The organism is Burkholderia latens (genome assembly GCF_001718795.1).
Lineage (GTDB): Bacteria > Pseudomonadota > Gammaproteobacteria > Burkholderiales > Burkholderiaceae > Burkholderia > Burkholderia latens_A.
Map to the genome: position 1 here is coordinate 270,120 of NZ_CP013437.1, position 14,383 is coordinate 284,502.

The 14,383-nt window shown below is 66.4% G+C and carries 11 protein-coding genes; 6 read left to right on the forward strand and 5 right to left on the reverse strand.

Annotation, left to right across the window (positions count from 1 at the left end):
- Positions 1–226 precede the first annotated feature (226 nt).
- Both WK25_RS16870 and WK25_RS16875 read left to right on the forward strand, forming a co-directional pair.
- Positions 227–3,037, forward strand: a complete 2,811-nt coding sequence (locus WK25_RS16870; protein ID WP_069242159.1) for an ATP-dependent Clp protease ATP-binding subunit — start codon at positions 227–229, stop codon at positions 3,035–3,037.
- Positions 3,038–3,161: 124 nt separating this feature from the next.
- The gene (locus tag WK25_RS16875) at positions 3,162–5,441 is read left to right on the forward strand and encodes an FdhF/YdeP family oxidoreductase (protein ID WP_069242160.1); all 2,280 of its coding nucleotides are present in this window, start codon (positions 3,162–3,164) and stop codon (positions 5,439–5,441) included.
- 146 nt (positions 5,442–5,587) lie between these two features.
- Here the strand turns inward: WK25_RS16875 and WK25_RS16880 are convergent, their stop codons facing one another.
- A complete protein-coding gene (locus WK25_RS16880) occupies positions 5,588–7,009 on the reverse strand; it encodes a purine-cytosine permease family protein (RefSeq protein ID WP_038570577.1) in 1,422 nt (473 codons plus the stop codon).
- Here WK25_RS16880 and WK25_RS31310 point away from each other — a divergent pair.
- Together WK25_RS31310 and WK25_RS16885 are read left to right on the forward strand one after the other, a co-directional pair.
- Positions 7,008–7,283, forward strand: coding sequence for a hypothetical protein (locus WK25_RS31310; protein ID WP_156789052.1), 276 nt, complete (start codon positions 7,008–7,010; stop codon positions 7,281–7,283). The two genes, WK25_RS16880 and WK25_RS31310, sit on opposite strands and share 2 nt — an antisense overlap.
- A 104-nt stretch (positions 7,284–7,387) precedes the next feature.
- On the forward strand, positions 7,388–8,311 hold the full coding sequence (locus WK25_RS16885) for a LysR substrate-binding domain-containing protein (RefSeq protein WP_038572170.1): 924 nt from the start codon (positions 7,388–7,390) through the stop codon (positions 8,309–8,311).
- Positions 8,312–8,400: 89 nt separating this feature from the next.
- On the opposite strand, the gene argE is transcribed toward WK25_RS16885, so the two are convergent.
- The 4 genes from argE to WK25_RS16905 all read right to left on the reverse strand — a co-directional run bounded on the left by argE (position 8,401) and on the right by WK25_RS16905 (position 12,165).
- Positions 8,401–9,564 carry an acetylornithine deacetylase gene (gene argE, locus WK25_RS16890; RefSeq protein ID WP_069242161.1) on the reverse strand — a complete coding sequence of 388 codons (1,164 nt, stop codon included), beginning with the start codon at positions 9,562–9,564 and terminating at the stop codon, positions 8,401–8,403.
- Complete coding sequence (locus WK25_RS16895) at positions 9,557–10,234, reverse strand: DUF1028 domain-containing protein (protein WP_069242162.1); 678 nt, start codon at positions 10,232–10,234, stop codon at positions 9,557–9,559. Before WK25_RS16895 ends, argE begins: the two co-directional genes overlap by 8 nt.
- Before the next feature lie 8 nt (positions 10,235–10,242).
- Positions 10,243–10,680 carry a RidA family protein gene (locus WK25_RS16900; protein ID WP_059545953.1) on the reverse strand — a complete coding sequence of 146 codons (438 nt, stop codon included), beginning with the start codon at positions 10,678–10,680 and terminating at the stop codon, positions 10,243–10,245.
- 138 nt (positions 10,681–10,818) lie between these two features.
- Positions 10,819–12,165: a flavin-containing monooxygenase gene (locus tag WK25_RS16905; protein ID WP_038570584.1), complete on the reverse strand. Its 1,347-nt coding sequence runs from the start codon at positions 12,163–12,165 to the stop codon at positions 10,819–10,821.
- Between the two features lie 475 nt (positions 12,166–12,640).
- Here WK25_RS16905 and WK25_RS31745 point away from each other — a divergent pair, with 475 nt between their 5' ends.
- Together WK25_RS31745 and trpS are read left to right on the forward strand one after the other, a co-directional pair.
- Positions 12,641–12,796, forward strand: coding sequence for a hypothetical protein (locus WK25_RS31745; protein ID WP_167432656.1), 156 nt, complete (start codon positions 12,641–12,643; stop codon positions 12,794–12,796).
- 207 nt (positions 12,797–13,003) lie between these two features.
- Positions 13,004–14,017 carry a tryptophan--tRNA ligase gene (gene trpS, locus WK25_RS16910; RefSeq protein ID WP_038570596.1) on the forward strand — a complete coding sequence of 338 codons (1,014 nt, stop codon included), beginning with the start codon at positions 13,004–13,006 and terminating at the stop codon, positions 14,015–14,017.
- Positions 14,018–14,383 lie beyond the last annotated feature (366 nt).

A 14,383-nucleotide genomic window follows, 5' to 3' on the forward strand; every position in this document is an offset into this window, starting at 1 on the left:
GGCCGATTCGCTATTTTGAAAGCAGTCGAAGTGATGCCGCGGGCTCGGTGCAGCACCGGTGTTGCCGCCGTCGAGCGACGGCCCGGTTCGTACCGACGAGCACTGCGCGATGGCGTCGGCGCGACGCGCGCGCCGCCGGCCGCGTCGTGCAGTGGACGCCCCCGTGCGCGATATCGCATCGGGACTTACCTTTCGTTCCACGTTGATTGACAGGAGCAAGACCACCATGCCCGCACTTTGCGACATCTGTCACGCCCGTCCGGCCGTCGCGCGCGCCACCGTAATGCAGGACGGCGAACGCAAGACGATCTCGATCTGCGACTACCACTTCCGCCAGCTGATGCGGCATCAGAGCATGCTCAACCCGTTCGATTCGCTGCTGGGCGGCGGATCGTCGTCGCTGTTCGGCGCGGCGGGCGACGAGCCGCCTCTCGCCGCCGAGATTCCGCGCGAATCGGTCGACCCGACCGACGCATTCAGCGAGCAGACGCTCGAACTGCTGCAGCGCGCGGCCGAGAAGGCGCACGCGTTGCGCCGCAGCGAACTCGATACCGAACACCTGCTGTACGCGCTCGCGGACACCGACGTGTGCGCGGCGCTGCTCAAGGAGCTGAAGCTTTCGCCGCAGGACCTGAAGGCGTACATCGACGAGCACGCCCATACCGGCGCCGCGTCGCCCGACGCATCGCTCGAGAAGCTCACGATCTCGCCACGCGTGAAGAAGGCCGTGCAGCACGCATTCCAGGCATCGCGCGATCTCGGCCACTCGTACATCGGCCCGGAGCACCTGCTGATCGGTCTTGCGGCCGTCCCGGACAGCATCGCGGGCACGCTGCTGAAGAAATACGGCGTGACGCCGGAAGCGCTGCGCCAGAAGGTCGTGAAAGTCGTTGGCAAGGGCGCGGAAGACGGCCGCGTCGACGCGCCGACCGGCACGCCGAACCTCGACAAGTTCGGCCGCGACCTCACCGCGATCGCACGCCAGGGCAAGCTCGATCCGGTGCTCGGCCGCGCGCAGGAAATCGAAAGCACGATCGAAGTGCTCGCGCGCCGCAAGAAGAACAACCCGGTGCTGATCGGCGAGCCGGGCGTCGGCAAGACCGCGATCGTCGAAGGGCTCGCGCAGCGGATCGTGAACGGCGACGTGCCGGAAGTGCTGCGTGGCAAGCGGCTCGTCGAAGTGAACATCAACTCGATGGTTGCCGGCGCGAAGTATCGCGGCGAATTCGAGGAACGCGCGAAGCAGCTGATCGACGAAGTCACCGCGAAGCACGACGAATTGATCCTGTTCATCGACGAGCTGCACACGATCGTCGGCGCGGGCCAGGGCGGCGGCGAAGGCGGCCTCGACATCGCGAACGTCCTGAAGCCCGCGCTCGCTCGCGGCGAGCTGAGCCTGATCGGTGCGACCACGCTGAACGAATACCAGAAGCACATCGAGAAGGACGCGGCGCTCGAACGACGTTTCCAGCCGGTGTTCGTGCCGGAGCCGAGCGTCGAGCAGACGATCGTGATCCTGCGCGGGCTGCGCGACAGCCTCGAGGCGCACCATCAGGTCACGTTCGCGGACGACGCGTTCGTCGCGGCCGCCGAGTTCGCCGACCGCTACATCACCGCGCGTTTCCTGCCCGACAAGGCAATCGACCTGATCGATCAGGCCGCCGCGCGTGTGCGCATCGGCGCGACGTCGCGCCCGGTCGACATCCAGGAAGCCGAAGCGCAGATCGCGCAGTTGAAGCGCGAGCAGGACTATGCGACGTCGCGCAAGCGATTCGACGAAGCGAAGCAGTTCGACGAGCAGATCAACGCGAAGCAGAAGTCGCTCGACGAAAAGATGGAAGCGTGGCAGCGCAAGACCGGGTCCGAAACGCTGGAGGTGACGGTCGAATCGGTCGCCGAGGTCGTGTCGCGGCTGACCGGTATTCCGGTATCCGAGCTCACGCAGGAAGAGCGCCAGAAGCTGCTGAAGATGGAAGAGCAACTGCGCGAGCGCGTGGTCGGCCAGAACGATGCGGTAGTCGCCGTCAGCGACGCGGTTCGGCTGTCGCGCGCCGGCCTCGGGCAGACGCACCGGCCGATCGCGACGTTCCTGTTCCTCGGGCCGACCGGCGTCGGCAAGACCGAGCTCGCCAAGGCGCTCGCCGAGACGGTGTTTGGCGACGAGCAGGCGATCATCCGGATCGACATGTCCGAATACATGGAGCGGCATGCGGTTGCGCGGCTGATCGGCGCGCCGCCCGGTTACGTCGGCTACGACGAAGGCGGCCAGCTCACCGAGCGGGTGCGCCGTCGCCCGTACAGCGTGATCCTGCTCGACGAGATCGAAAAGGCGCATCCGGACGTCTACAACGTGCTGCTGCAAGTGTTCGACGACGGCCGGCTCACCGACGGCAAGGGCCGCGTGGTCGACTTCAGCAACACGATCATCATCGCGACGAGCAACCTCGGCGCCGCGATCATCATGGACAATCTCACGCAGCCCGAAGCCGCGCGCAAAACCGACAAAGCGATCCGCGAGCAACTGATGCAGGTGCTGAAGGGCCATTTCCGCCCCGAATTCCTGAACCGGATCGACGAGGTGATCGTGTTCCATGCACTGTCGAAGGAAAACATCCGCTCGATCGTGCAAATCCAGCTCGACCGCGTGGTGCGCACCGCCGCCGCGCAAGACATCACGCTCGTGATGGGCGACTCGCTCGTCGAGCATCTGACCGAAGCCGGCTATCAGCCGGAGTTCGGTGCGCGCGAACTGAAGCGGCAGGTGCGCCAGATCATCGAGACGAAACTGGCGAAGGAGATTCTCGCCGACAAGCTGCAGTCCGGCGATCGCGTCGAAGTCGATTACGACAAGGCGACCGACACCGTGGCGTTCAACAAGCTCGCACCGCCTGCGGCCAAAGATGCGAAAAAGAACGCCGACGGCAAGGCGACGCAGGAATCGTCCGATGAAAAGAACGACGGACGCGACGCCGATTCGCCGCCGGCCGTGAAGAAATCCGGCAAGCAGTCGCGCTCCGCGAAGAAGGATGCGACCTGATACCAAGCGGACCCGCACCCGCGGGTCCGCATGACCGGCTGCGTCCGCGGGACGCAGCCGCCCCACGCCGCGACACGGCGCAACCCGAGCCGCCCCGCCACGGGCCCGACTGATGGAGATCCATATGACAAATCGACGCGAAGTGCCAGGCATCAGAAAATACGATGGGCCCGCCGGCGGTTGGGGCGCGCTTCGCGCGACAGCCGAAGCGGTGCGCACGCAGATGGAGACCATCGAAGCGCCGATCGTGCTGATGCGGACCAACCAGCCCGACGGCTTCGACTGCCCCGGCTGCGCATGGCCTGACAAGGAGCACAAGTCGACGTTCCAGTTCTGCGAGAACGGCGCGAAGGCCGTCACGTGGGAAGCGACGACCAAGCGCGTCACGCCCGAGTTCTTCGCGTCGAACACGGTATCGTCGCTGCTGCGCATGTCCGACTACGAGCTCGAGAACATGGGTCGGCTCACGCATCCGCTCGTCTACGATCGTGCGACCGACACGTTCCGCGCGGTCGAATGGGACGACGCGTTCGCGCGCATCGGCGAAGTGCTGCGCGCGCTGCCGCCCGAGCAGGTCGAGTTCTACACGTCGGGTCGCGCATCGAACGAGGCCGCGTATCTGTATCAGCTGTTCGCACGCGAGCTCGGCACCAACAACTTCCCCGATTGCTCGAACATGTGCCACGAGCCGACCAGCGTCGGCTTGCCGCAATCGATCGGGATCGGCAAGGGCACCGTGTCGCTGGAGGATTTCGACCACTGCGAGCTGATCATCTCGATCGGCCACAACCCCGGCACGAACCATCCGCGGATGATGGGCACGCTGCACGAGTGCTCGCGCCGCAACGTGCCGATCATCGTGTTCAATCCGCTGCGCGAACGCGCGCTCGAACGCTTCGCCGATCCGCAGGACATGATCGAGATGGCGTCGTTCGGCTCGACACGGATCGCATCGACCTATTACCAGGTCGACGCAGGCGGCGATGCGGCCGCACTGAAAGGCATCATGAAGGCGCTGCTGCAACTCGAAGCCGAGCGCGGCGACGTGCTCGACCGCGATTTCATCGGTCAGCACACCGGCGGCTTCGACGCGTTCTCGGCCGACCTCGAAGCGACGTCGTGGGACGACATCGAGCGCGCAAGCGGCCTGAGTCGCGCGCAACTCGAGCAGGTCGCGCTCGCGTATGCGAAGTCGAACGCGACGATCGTCACGTACGGGATGGGCGTCACGCAGCACAACAAGGGCACCGCGACCGTGCGGCTGATCGCCGATCTGCTGCTGATGCGCGGCAACTTCGGCAAGCCGGGCGCGGGCATCTGCCCGCTGCGCGGCCACTCGAACGTGCAGGGCAACCGCACGGTCGGCATCACCGAGAAGCCGTCGCCCGAGTTTCTGCAAAAGATCGAGGACGTGTTCGGCTTCAAGCCGCCCGCGCATCACGGGCACGACGCCGTGCAGGCAATGCAGGCGATGATCGACGGCAACGCGAAGGCGCTGCTGTGCCTCGGCGGCAATTTCGCGGTCGCGCTGCCCGATCCCGAAGTGTCGTTTCCGGCGATGGCGAAGCTCGATCTGAGCGTGCATCTCGGCACGAAGCTGAACCGCTCGCATCTGCTCGTCGCGAAGGAAACCTACGTCCTGCCCGTGCTCGGCCGCACCGAGCTCGACATGCAGGCGAGCGGCCGGCAGTCGATCACGGTCGAGGACTCGATGTCGATGGTCCACGCGTCGGCCGGCAAGCTCACGCCCGCATCCGATCAGCTGCGCTCCGAACCCGCGATCGTCGCCGGAATCGCGCACGCGACGTTGCCGAACAGCAAGGTTGCATGGCTCGACCTGATCGCCGACTACGATCGCATCCGCGACCTGATCGACCGGACGGTGCCCGGCTTCGAGGCGTTCAACGAACGGATCCGCACGCCGGGCGGCTTCCGCCTGCCGCTGCCGCCGACGGAGCGCATATGGCCGACGGCGACCGGCAAGGCAATGTTCTCCGTGTACAAGGGCGTGAAGGAGGACGCGGACGTGCTCGGCGCCGAACAGGTGCTGCGGCTGATCACGCTGCGCAGCCACGATCAGTACAACACGACGATCTACGGGCTCGACGATCGCTATCGCGGCGTGTTCGGGCGACGTGACGTGCTGTTCATGAACGCGGCCGATCTCGAGAAGTACGGGCTCGAACACGGCGACCTCGTCGACATCGAGACGGTTACTGCGTCCGGCCGCACGCTGCGCCTGGAGCAGATCACCGCGATCGAGTACGACATCGCGCCGGGCTCGGTCGGCGCGTACTACCCCGAAGCGAACGTGCTCGTGCCGCTCGACTATATCGACAAGGAAAGCGGCACGCCGTCGTACAAGTCGGTGCCGGTGCGCGTCGCGCGCTCGGCGGTCGTCTGATTCGCGCGCGGGCAAGGTGGCGGCACACGCCGCGCGCTTGCCCCGCGCGCCACCACCGCACTACTGTCTCGCTGCTGTCTCGCGGCCGCCGCATCGCAACCGACGCGGCGGCCGTTTCCCTTCGTTCGCGCCGAACGCCGCCGCGCTTACCGCGCCGCCGAAGACGGCAGCTGCGCGCCCGTCTGCCGGCGCCGGTACGCGCTGTCGCGCGTCGCGAGCCAGTAGTAAAGCGGCGACGTCAGAGCGAGCCCGACGAGCCACGACAAATCCGCGCCGCCGAGATGCGCGGGAATCGGCCCCGCATACATCGGCGTGTTCATGAACGGAATCTGCACGACGATGCCGATCGCATACGCGAGCAGCGCCTGCGGATTGAAGCGTCCATACACGCCGCCGTCCGCCATGAAGATCGACTGGATGTCGTACTTGCCCTTGTGGATCACGTAGAAGTCGATCAGGTTGATCGCCGTCCACGGCACCAGCACGACGAGCAGCGCAAGCACCAGGTCGACGAGATTGCCGACGAAGTTCGTCGACGCGCCGATCGCCGCATAGCAGCAGGCGACGAAGATCACGACCGACACCGCCGCGCGCGTCTTCGCGGTCGGAATCCATTTGTATGCGAAGGTCTGCACCGACGTGATCACCGCCAGCACTGCGCCGTACAGGTTCAGCGCGTTGTGGCTGATCACGCTCAGCAGGAACAGCACCAGCATCAGCGATCCGAGCGGGCCGGTCGCCTGCTTGACCGCGTCCATCGTGTCCGCGCCGGCCGGCACCGCGAGCACCGCGACCGCGCCGAAAATGAACGCGAGCGTGGAGCCGACCGTGCAGCCGAGATAGGTCGCCCAGAACGTCGACGCGACGCCGACGTCTTCCGGCAGATAGCGCGAATAGTCCGACACGTACGGTGCGAACGCGATCTGCCACAGTGCGGACAGCGACACCGTCGCGAGCCAGCCCGCGAAGTCGAAGCCGCCGCGCGTGAGGAAATCGCTCGTGCTCACGTGCGACAGGATCATCCAGAAGCCGACGAGAATGCCGACGCCGAGCACCCACGTGCCGATCCGGTTCAGGATGTGGATGAACCGGTAGCCGACGATCCCGATCAGCCCCGAGCCCACCGCGCCGATCACGATGCCCACCGGCACCGGCACCGACGATGCGATCCCGTGCACCGACTTGCCGGCCAGCACGATGTTCGACGCGAAGAAGCCGACGTACATCACGGCCGCGATCACCGTGACGAGCAGCGCGCCCCACGAGCCGAACTGCGCGCGGCTCTGGATCATCTGCGGGATGCCCATCTGCGGACCCTGCGCCGAATGCAGCGCCATCAGCACGCCGCCGATCGCCTGGCCGACGACGATCGCGACGATTGCCCACATCAGGTTCAGGTGGAAAAGCTGCACGCCGAGCGCGCCGGTCACGATCGGCAGCGGCGCGATGTTGCCGCCGAACCAGAGCGTGAACAGGTCGCGCACCTTGCCGTGGCGTTCTGCGGGCGGCACGTAGCCGATCGTGTGTTTCTCTATCATGGGGGACGCGTTGCGGTCCGCGGTCGTCATGGCGAAGTCTCCTGTGCTGCGCGGCGAGGCGCGCGTGCCGTTTCAGCCGGCGCGCGCCGGTGGCGCGCGCCTGCAATCGGGTCCGGATACGCGCGCATGCGCGATGACGTCGAGCGACGCGTCATCGCGCATCGATTGCCGGGACGAAGCAGCCTGTCCCCGCCAGTGCATGCGCGTTTTTGTCGCGATCCGGATTGGAGACGATGGTGCGCCACGCATGCGGCGGCCGGAAAATACTAAAAATATTTCCGAGACATACGAAAAAGCTCTGTAGCGGAATTTTCGGCGCGGCGCGTCTTCGGGTAAGGTGCTACGCGAAACGATGGACGGAATGCGCCCCGTCGCGGCACGCCGCGGGGGCCGGTATCAGAGGTGCTCGTGGCTCACTACACTTTGCGGCAACTGAAATATTTCGTGACGACGGTGGAATCCGGCAGTGTCGCCGAGGCGTCGCGCCAGCTGTTCATTGCACAGCCGTCGATTTCCAGCGCGATCAAGGGGCTCGAAGAGAGCTTCGGCGTGAAGCTGTTCATCCGCCATCACGCGCAGGGCGTGTCGCTGACACCGAGCGGCACGCGCTTCTACCGCAAGGCGCAGGAGCTGCTGCGCATCGCGCACGAATTCGAACAGAACGCGCTCGCCGACAACGACGTCGTCAGCGGCCAGATCGACATCGGCTGCTTCGAGACCGTCGCGCCGCTCTATCTGCCGCAACTGATCGCCGGTTTTCGCGAGCGCTACCCGGGCGTCAACATCCGGCTGCGCGACGGCGACCAGCAGGAGCTCGTGCAGGGGCTGACGGCCGGCACGTTCGATCTCGCGTTCCTGTACGACCACGATCTCGACGGCACGATCGAGACCGAACCGCTGATGCCGGCGCAGCAGCCGTACGTGCTCCTGCCGGAGAATCACCGGTTCGCGGACCAGTCGCACGTATCGCTGCGCGATCTCAGCGTCGAGCCGATGATCCTGCTCGACGTGCTGCCGAGCCGAACGTACTTCGTCAGCCTCTTTCACGAGCTCGGACTCACGCCGAACATCGTGTTCGCGTCGCCGTCGATCGAAATGGTGCGCGGGATGGTCGGCCAGGGGTTCGGTTTCTCGCTGCTCGTCACGCGCCCGCATTCCGAATACACGTACGACGGCCGGCGCGTCGTGACGATCGGCCTCAGCGAAACCGTGAGCCCATCCGGGCTCGTCAGCGCGCGGCTCAAGCGCGGACAGCTGACGAAGCAGGCGCAGTCGTTCGTCGAGTTCTGCCGCGAACGGCTCGCGCAGATCGTCGGCGAATCGGAGCGATAAACACGCGCACGCGCCGCAGCGCGGCGGCGTGCGGTGCGTCGTTGGACGGCCGGAACGTCAGTTACGCCAGCTTGGCCCTATCGGCCCGATCAGCTCGCCGAAGCGGCATACGTCGCAAGACGGGCCAGCATCGCGTCGCATCCTGCCAGCTGTTCGACGGTGACGAACTCGTCCGGCTTGTGCCCCTGCTCCATGCTGCCCGGCCCGCACACCACGGTCGGAATGCCGGCCTGCCCGAACAGCCCGCCTTCGGTGCCGAACGCGACCGTGCCGAACGCGTCGGAGCCGCTCAGCATCGCGAGCAGCCGCGCGGCTTCGCTGTCCGCCGGCGTCGCGAGGCCCGGGTACGCACCGAGCGGTTGCAGACGAATGTCGGTATCGGGCTGCACCGCGCGCATCTTCGGCAACAATTCGGATTCCGCATAGTCCTGCAGTTTCCGCGGCACATCGTGCGCGTCGAACGCCGGCAGCGCGCGCACCTCGAAATCGAACTCGCACTCGGCCGGCACGATGTTCAGCGCGCGTCCGCCCTTGATCAGGCCCGTCTGCACGGTCGAGAACGGTGGATCGAAGCGGCCGTCGCGATGCTCGGGCCGCGCGAGCGCCGCGCCGATCTCGCCGAGCCTGGCGATCAGCTTCGCCGCGTAGTCGATCGCATTGACGCCGAGCGGCGCGTACGCCGAGTGACACGCGGCACCCTTCACGTGACAGCGCATCGCGAGCTTGCCCTTGTGCCCGAGCACCGGCTTCAGTTCGGTCGGTTCGCCGATCACGCACAGACGCGGCCGATGCTCGCGCGCCGCCAATGCGTCGAGCATCGGCCGCACACCGAGACAACCGACTTCTTCGTCATAGGAAAACGCGAGATGCACCGGCATGTTCAGCGGTCTCGCGACGAACGCCGGCACGGCCGCGAGCACCGACGCGATGAAGCCCTTCATGTCGGCCGTGCCGCGCCCGTAGAGCCGGCCGTCGCGCTCCGTCAACCGGAACGGCTCGAACGTCCACGCCTGCCCGTCGACCGGCACCACATCGGTGTGCCCCGACAGCGCGATGCCGCCGCGATCTCGCGGGCCGATCGTCGCGTACAGGCTCGCCTTCGTGCGTTCCGCGTTGTAGAACAGCTCGGTCTCGATGCCGAAGGCGTCGAGATAGTCGCGGATGAAGTCGATCATCCCGAGGTTCGAATCGCGGCTGACCGTCGCGAAGCCGATCAGGCGCGCAAGCAGCGCGCGGCTCGACGCATCACTCATCGCCCGGCACTCCGTAGCTCGGCGCGGCGGTCGGGTTCAGCGCACGCGTCTGATAATCCTGCATCTGCGGCCGATACGCGCGCCACAACGCATCGAGTTGCCCGATCGGATCCGCATCCGCCCAGTCGACGCGCAGGTCGACGAGCGGCCACGTCACGTCGCCGGCCACCTTCAGCGCGGCCGAATGCACGGGCCCTGCCTCGCCGCCGGCCGCGATCGCCGCGTGCATCGCCGCCAGCAGGCGGTCGGCCAGCAGCCCGTGCGCGCGCTCGAACGCGCGCGCCATCGCATCGATCACGGCACGCTCGGCCAGCAGGTTGCCGGCCGCCACGCATTGCTCACCCTGAACCGCATGATGCGTGCCGAGCGCTTCCTTGCCGGTGAAGCACGCGGTCTGCCCCTGCCCGTCGATCACGGTGACCTGCCGATACTGGCTCCAGCCGTTCGCGCTCAGTGCGCGATCAAGCGCGGCCGCCGGCGCAAGCTGTTGGTGTTCGATCAGATCGAGAATCTGCGGACCGAGCGCCGGCAGTGTGACGTTCTGCGTCGCGACCGCGCCGACGCCCGCGCGCACCCATGGGCAGCGCGCGCCCACCGCGATGCTCGACGAACTGATCGCGATACCGAGCTGCCCCGTTTCCGGGCAACGCCCGACGATGGAGAAAGTCATGACGGCTCCTATGCGCGGTTCGGTTGCCAGTTGTCCGGGATCACCGCGATCACGTCGATCTCCATCAGCCACTGCGGCTGGCCGAGCGCGGACACGACAAGCCCCGTCGAGATCGGATAAACGCCCTTCAGCCACTTGCCGACTTCCTGGTACACGGGTTCGCGGTAGCGCGGATCGATCAGGTAGGTCGTCGTCTTCACGATGTGCGTGATGTCGCTGCCGGCTTCCTCCAGCAACTGCTTCACGTTCTTCATCGCCTGCTCCGCCTGAGCGCGCGCGTCGCCGAGGCCGATCAGGTTGCCGTCGAAATCGGTGCCGACCTGGCCGCGCACATAGACGGTATTGCCGGCGCGCACGGCCTGGCACAGGTCGTTGTCGAGCGTCTGGTTCGGGTAGGTATCCTTTGTGTTGAACATGCGGATACGGGTATGGGTAGGCTGGCTCATCGGGGTCCTTCGATCGTCGGTGTGTTCGCCGGCCGCACCGCGAGCAGTCGCGGCGCGGCCGGGTTCTGGTTGTAGCGGGGTAGCCGGATCATCGCGTCCGGGTTTCGCGCGTGGCGCGGATCGCGACGCGAGCGCGCGTCAGTCGATCGCATCGACGAGCGGACGGGCATCCGCCGGCTCCGTGCGCGATGCGTCGCCGTGCCCGGTGCGCGTTTGAAACCGGCGCTGCGACGCGTCGTGATAGTCGAGGTACTTGCGCTGCGTGGCGATGTGGTCGGCGATGTGTTTCGCGTCGTGCCACACGCCCCAGATGAAGCTGGAGCCGCGTCGCGACAGCCACGGCAGCCCGAGGAAATAGATGCCTGGCTCCTTCGACACGCCGCGTTGATGCTGGGGCTTGCCGTTCGCGCCGAACGCGTCGACGTTCAGCCAGCCGTAGTCGACCGCATAGCCCGTCGCCCAGACGATCGACGTGACGCCTGCGGCGGCCAGATCGAGCGTGAGGATCGGTCGCGTGACGCAATCGGGATCCGGCAGGATGCGGCGCGCTTCGGGTTCTTCGGGCAGGTCGAGGCCGTTGCGGACCGCATACGCGTCGGCCGCGTCGAGCAGGCAGAGGTAGTTCTCGTCGCCGCGTGCGAGATTGACTGCGAGATCGGGCTCGAACACGGCGACGCCCCTGCCGAACGACTTCGTCAACCCGACGAGCGTCACGCCCTGGTGCGCGAGTGCGCGAAAATCGACCGTGTGACCGCCGCGCGCACCGCTCACCGCGATCGTCACGTGTTCGCGTCCGGGTGTCGCGACTTCCTTGTCCCATTCGCCGAGCACGCCGAGCCACCAGCAGAAGTCACGGCCCCGATACGCGCGCGGCGGACGGTCATGCGGGCCGACCGACAGGTAGACCTGCCGGCCCGCGCGCTGCAACTCGTCGGCGATCTGCACGCCCGACGAACCGGCGCCGACCACCAGCACCGCACCATCCGGCAATTGCGCGGGGTTGCGATAATCGGCCGAGTGGATTTGCACGAGGCCGGCGTCGTCCGGGGCGATCGGCGGGATGACCGGGCGCTGGAACGGGCCCGTCGCGACGACCACGCGAGTTGCCTCGATCGTGCCGTCCGAAGTGTCGACGATGAAGCCCGGCTTGCCCGTGTTGCGCACGACGTTCTTCACTTCGACGCCGGTGCGGATCGGCGCGTTGAACTTGCGCGCATAGGCTTCGAAGTAGTCGGCGACCTGGTCCTTCGATGCGAACGCATCGGGATCGAGACCGTCGAATTCGAGCCCCGGAAAACGGTCGTGCCATGCGGGGCCGTTCGCGACCAGCGAATCCCAGCGCCCGGTGCGCCAGCGCTCGGCGATGCGGTCACGCTCCAGCACGAGATGCGGCACGCCCAGCTTGCCCAGGTGCTCGCTCATGGCCACGCCGGCCTGACCGGCCCCGACGACCAGCGTATCGATTGAGGTTGTTTCCACTGCCACGGCTGTCTCCTTGAAGTGCGGCTCGCTGCGATGCGGGTGTCGTCGCGCGAGGAGGAATGGAGACATTCTGCTGACAGGTCAGCATGGGCGAAATGATGTTTTTTGTGGTTGTTGACGAGAAAAAAGCTGGGGGAGACGGCCAATGCAAGCGGCGCAAGCATGCCACGGCGACAGCGGCATCGAACCTGCTCGTTCGCGACGAAGCCGTGCTTGCGGCGCCGCCTGCCCCGGGCGATGGCCGTTCCCCACAATTCTTGACTGTGTCCGTCCCGCCAACCTGTTAGGATGCCGGTCGCCTCGGCCTCGACCGCAAGCAACGGACCTCTGGTTCGCTTTTTTCGTTGTTCCCCCCGTCGCGGCTGCCGCCCCCAAGCGATACAGCGCGGCGAACGGCACCGCAGCCCGGTAGAACCCGCAACTCCCCGCTGCGGCGCCTTCAGCAACCGTTGGAGTGGCGCACGTTGCGCCAGCAAGCATGAAGAAACTGAAGCAGCACATCGTCAACCTGCGCGACAAGGACCGAACGCCGGTGATTCGAGCCTGCGCGCTGCTGTTGATGGCCGGCCTGCTGTATTTGCTGTGGCCGTCTGCGGAAATCGCGTATCTCGCGATGGAATCCGTGATCCGCTGACCACGCGGCCGCGCACGCGCTGCGCTATACTTGCGCGATGGAAACCCGACCCGCCTCGCTGAACGTGCATCGCTGGTGGCGCGCCTGACCGCGGCGGCCCGTTTCCTTTTGCATATCCCAAACGTGATGCCGCCAGCCATGGCGGCATTCGCATTTCTGCGCTGACATCATGGCTGGCGGCTTCGACAACCGGAGCCAACGACGACCATGACGCAATCCGCCCGCCCGATCATCCTCACCGGCGACCGCACGACCGGCCCGCTGCATCTCGGCCACTACATCGGCTCGCTGCGTGCACGCGTGCAGATGCAGCACGAAGCGACGCAATTCCTGCTGCTGGCCGACACCCAGGCGCTGACCGACAACATGGGCCGCCGCCAGCGCGTGACCGAGAACGTGATCGAGGTCGCGCTCGACTATCTCGCCGTCGGCATCGATCCGGCGATTTCGACGATCGTCGTCCAGTCGCAGGTGCCCGAACTCGCCGAGCTGTCGCAGTACCTGCTGAATCTCGTCACGGTCGCGCGCCTCGAGCGCAATCCGACCATCAAGGAAGAGATCCGCCTGCGCGGCTTCGAGCGCGACATTCCTGCCGGCTTCCTCACCTACCCGGTGAGCCAGGCCGCCGACATCACCGCGTTCAAGGCGACGCACGTGCCCGTCGGCGACGATCAGTTGCCGATGATCGAGCAGACCAACGAACTCGTGCGCCGCTTCAATGCGACTGTCGAGCGGCCGGTATTGGTCGAATGCGAGGCCGTCCTGTCGGCTGTCACCCGCCTGCCGGGCATCGACGGCAAGGCGAAGATGAGCAAGTCGCTCGGCAATGCGATCACACTCGGCGCGACGCCGGACGAAATCGCGCAGGCCGTGAAGGACATGTACACGGACCCGAACCATCTGCGCGTGAGCGATCCCGGCCAGGTCGAAGGCAACGTCGTATTTACGTTTCTCGACGCGTTCGAGCCGGACGTGCAGAAAGTCGACGAACTGAAGGCGCACTATCGCCGCGGCGGCCTCGGCGACAGCGTCGTGAAGCGCGTACTGAACGAGCGGCTGCAGGCGCTGATCGAGCCGATCCGCGCGCGGCGGCGTGAATTCGAGGCCGACAGGGCGGAAGTGATGGCGATCCTGAAGCGCGGCACGCTGCGCGCGCGCGACGTGGCTGGTGCGACGCTGGCTGAGGTCAAAGGCGCGATGGGGCTCACGTATTTCGATTGAGCGGTGCGCGCCGCCGGAGGCGCCGCACGCGCCGAACGTGACCGGGCGACGATGCACCGCGCACTATTCGCCCGCATTCGTCCGGCGCAAAACGTCACCGCGCGATGCCGTGCGCGTCAGTCGCCGCCACGCGCTGTCTTGATCGCTCGTGCCGTCGCGCAGCCGCGTTGCCCACGGCCTCGATCCGGCTCCCCGCGGTCCTGCGTTTCGCGTTTCGCGTTTCGCGGAACCCGGGTTGGAATAGGCGATAGCGCTGTAGTGATAAACCAGCTTCTTGAGACGCTTCTCGCGGAGCGGCGTGTCGGCTGTGCGACTGAAGTAACACTGGCATGTCTGGCACTCGAACATCGGCAGCCGACCGATGGG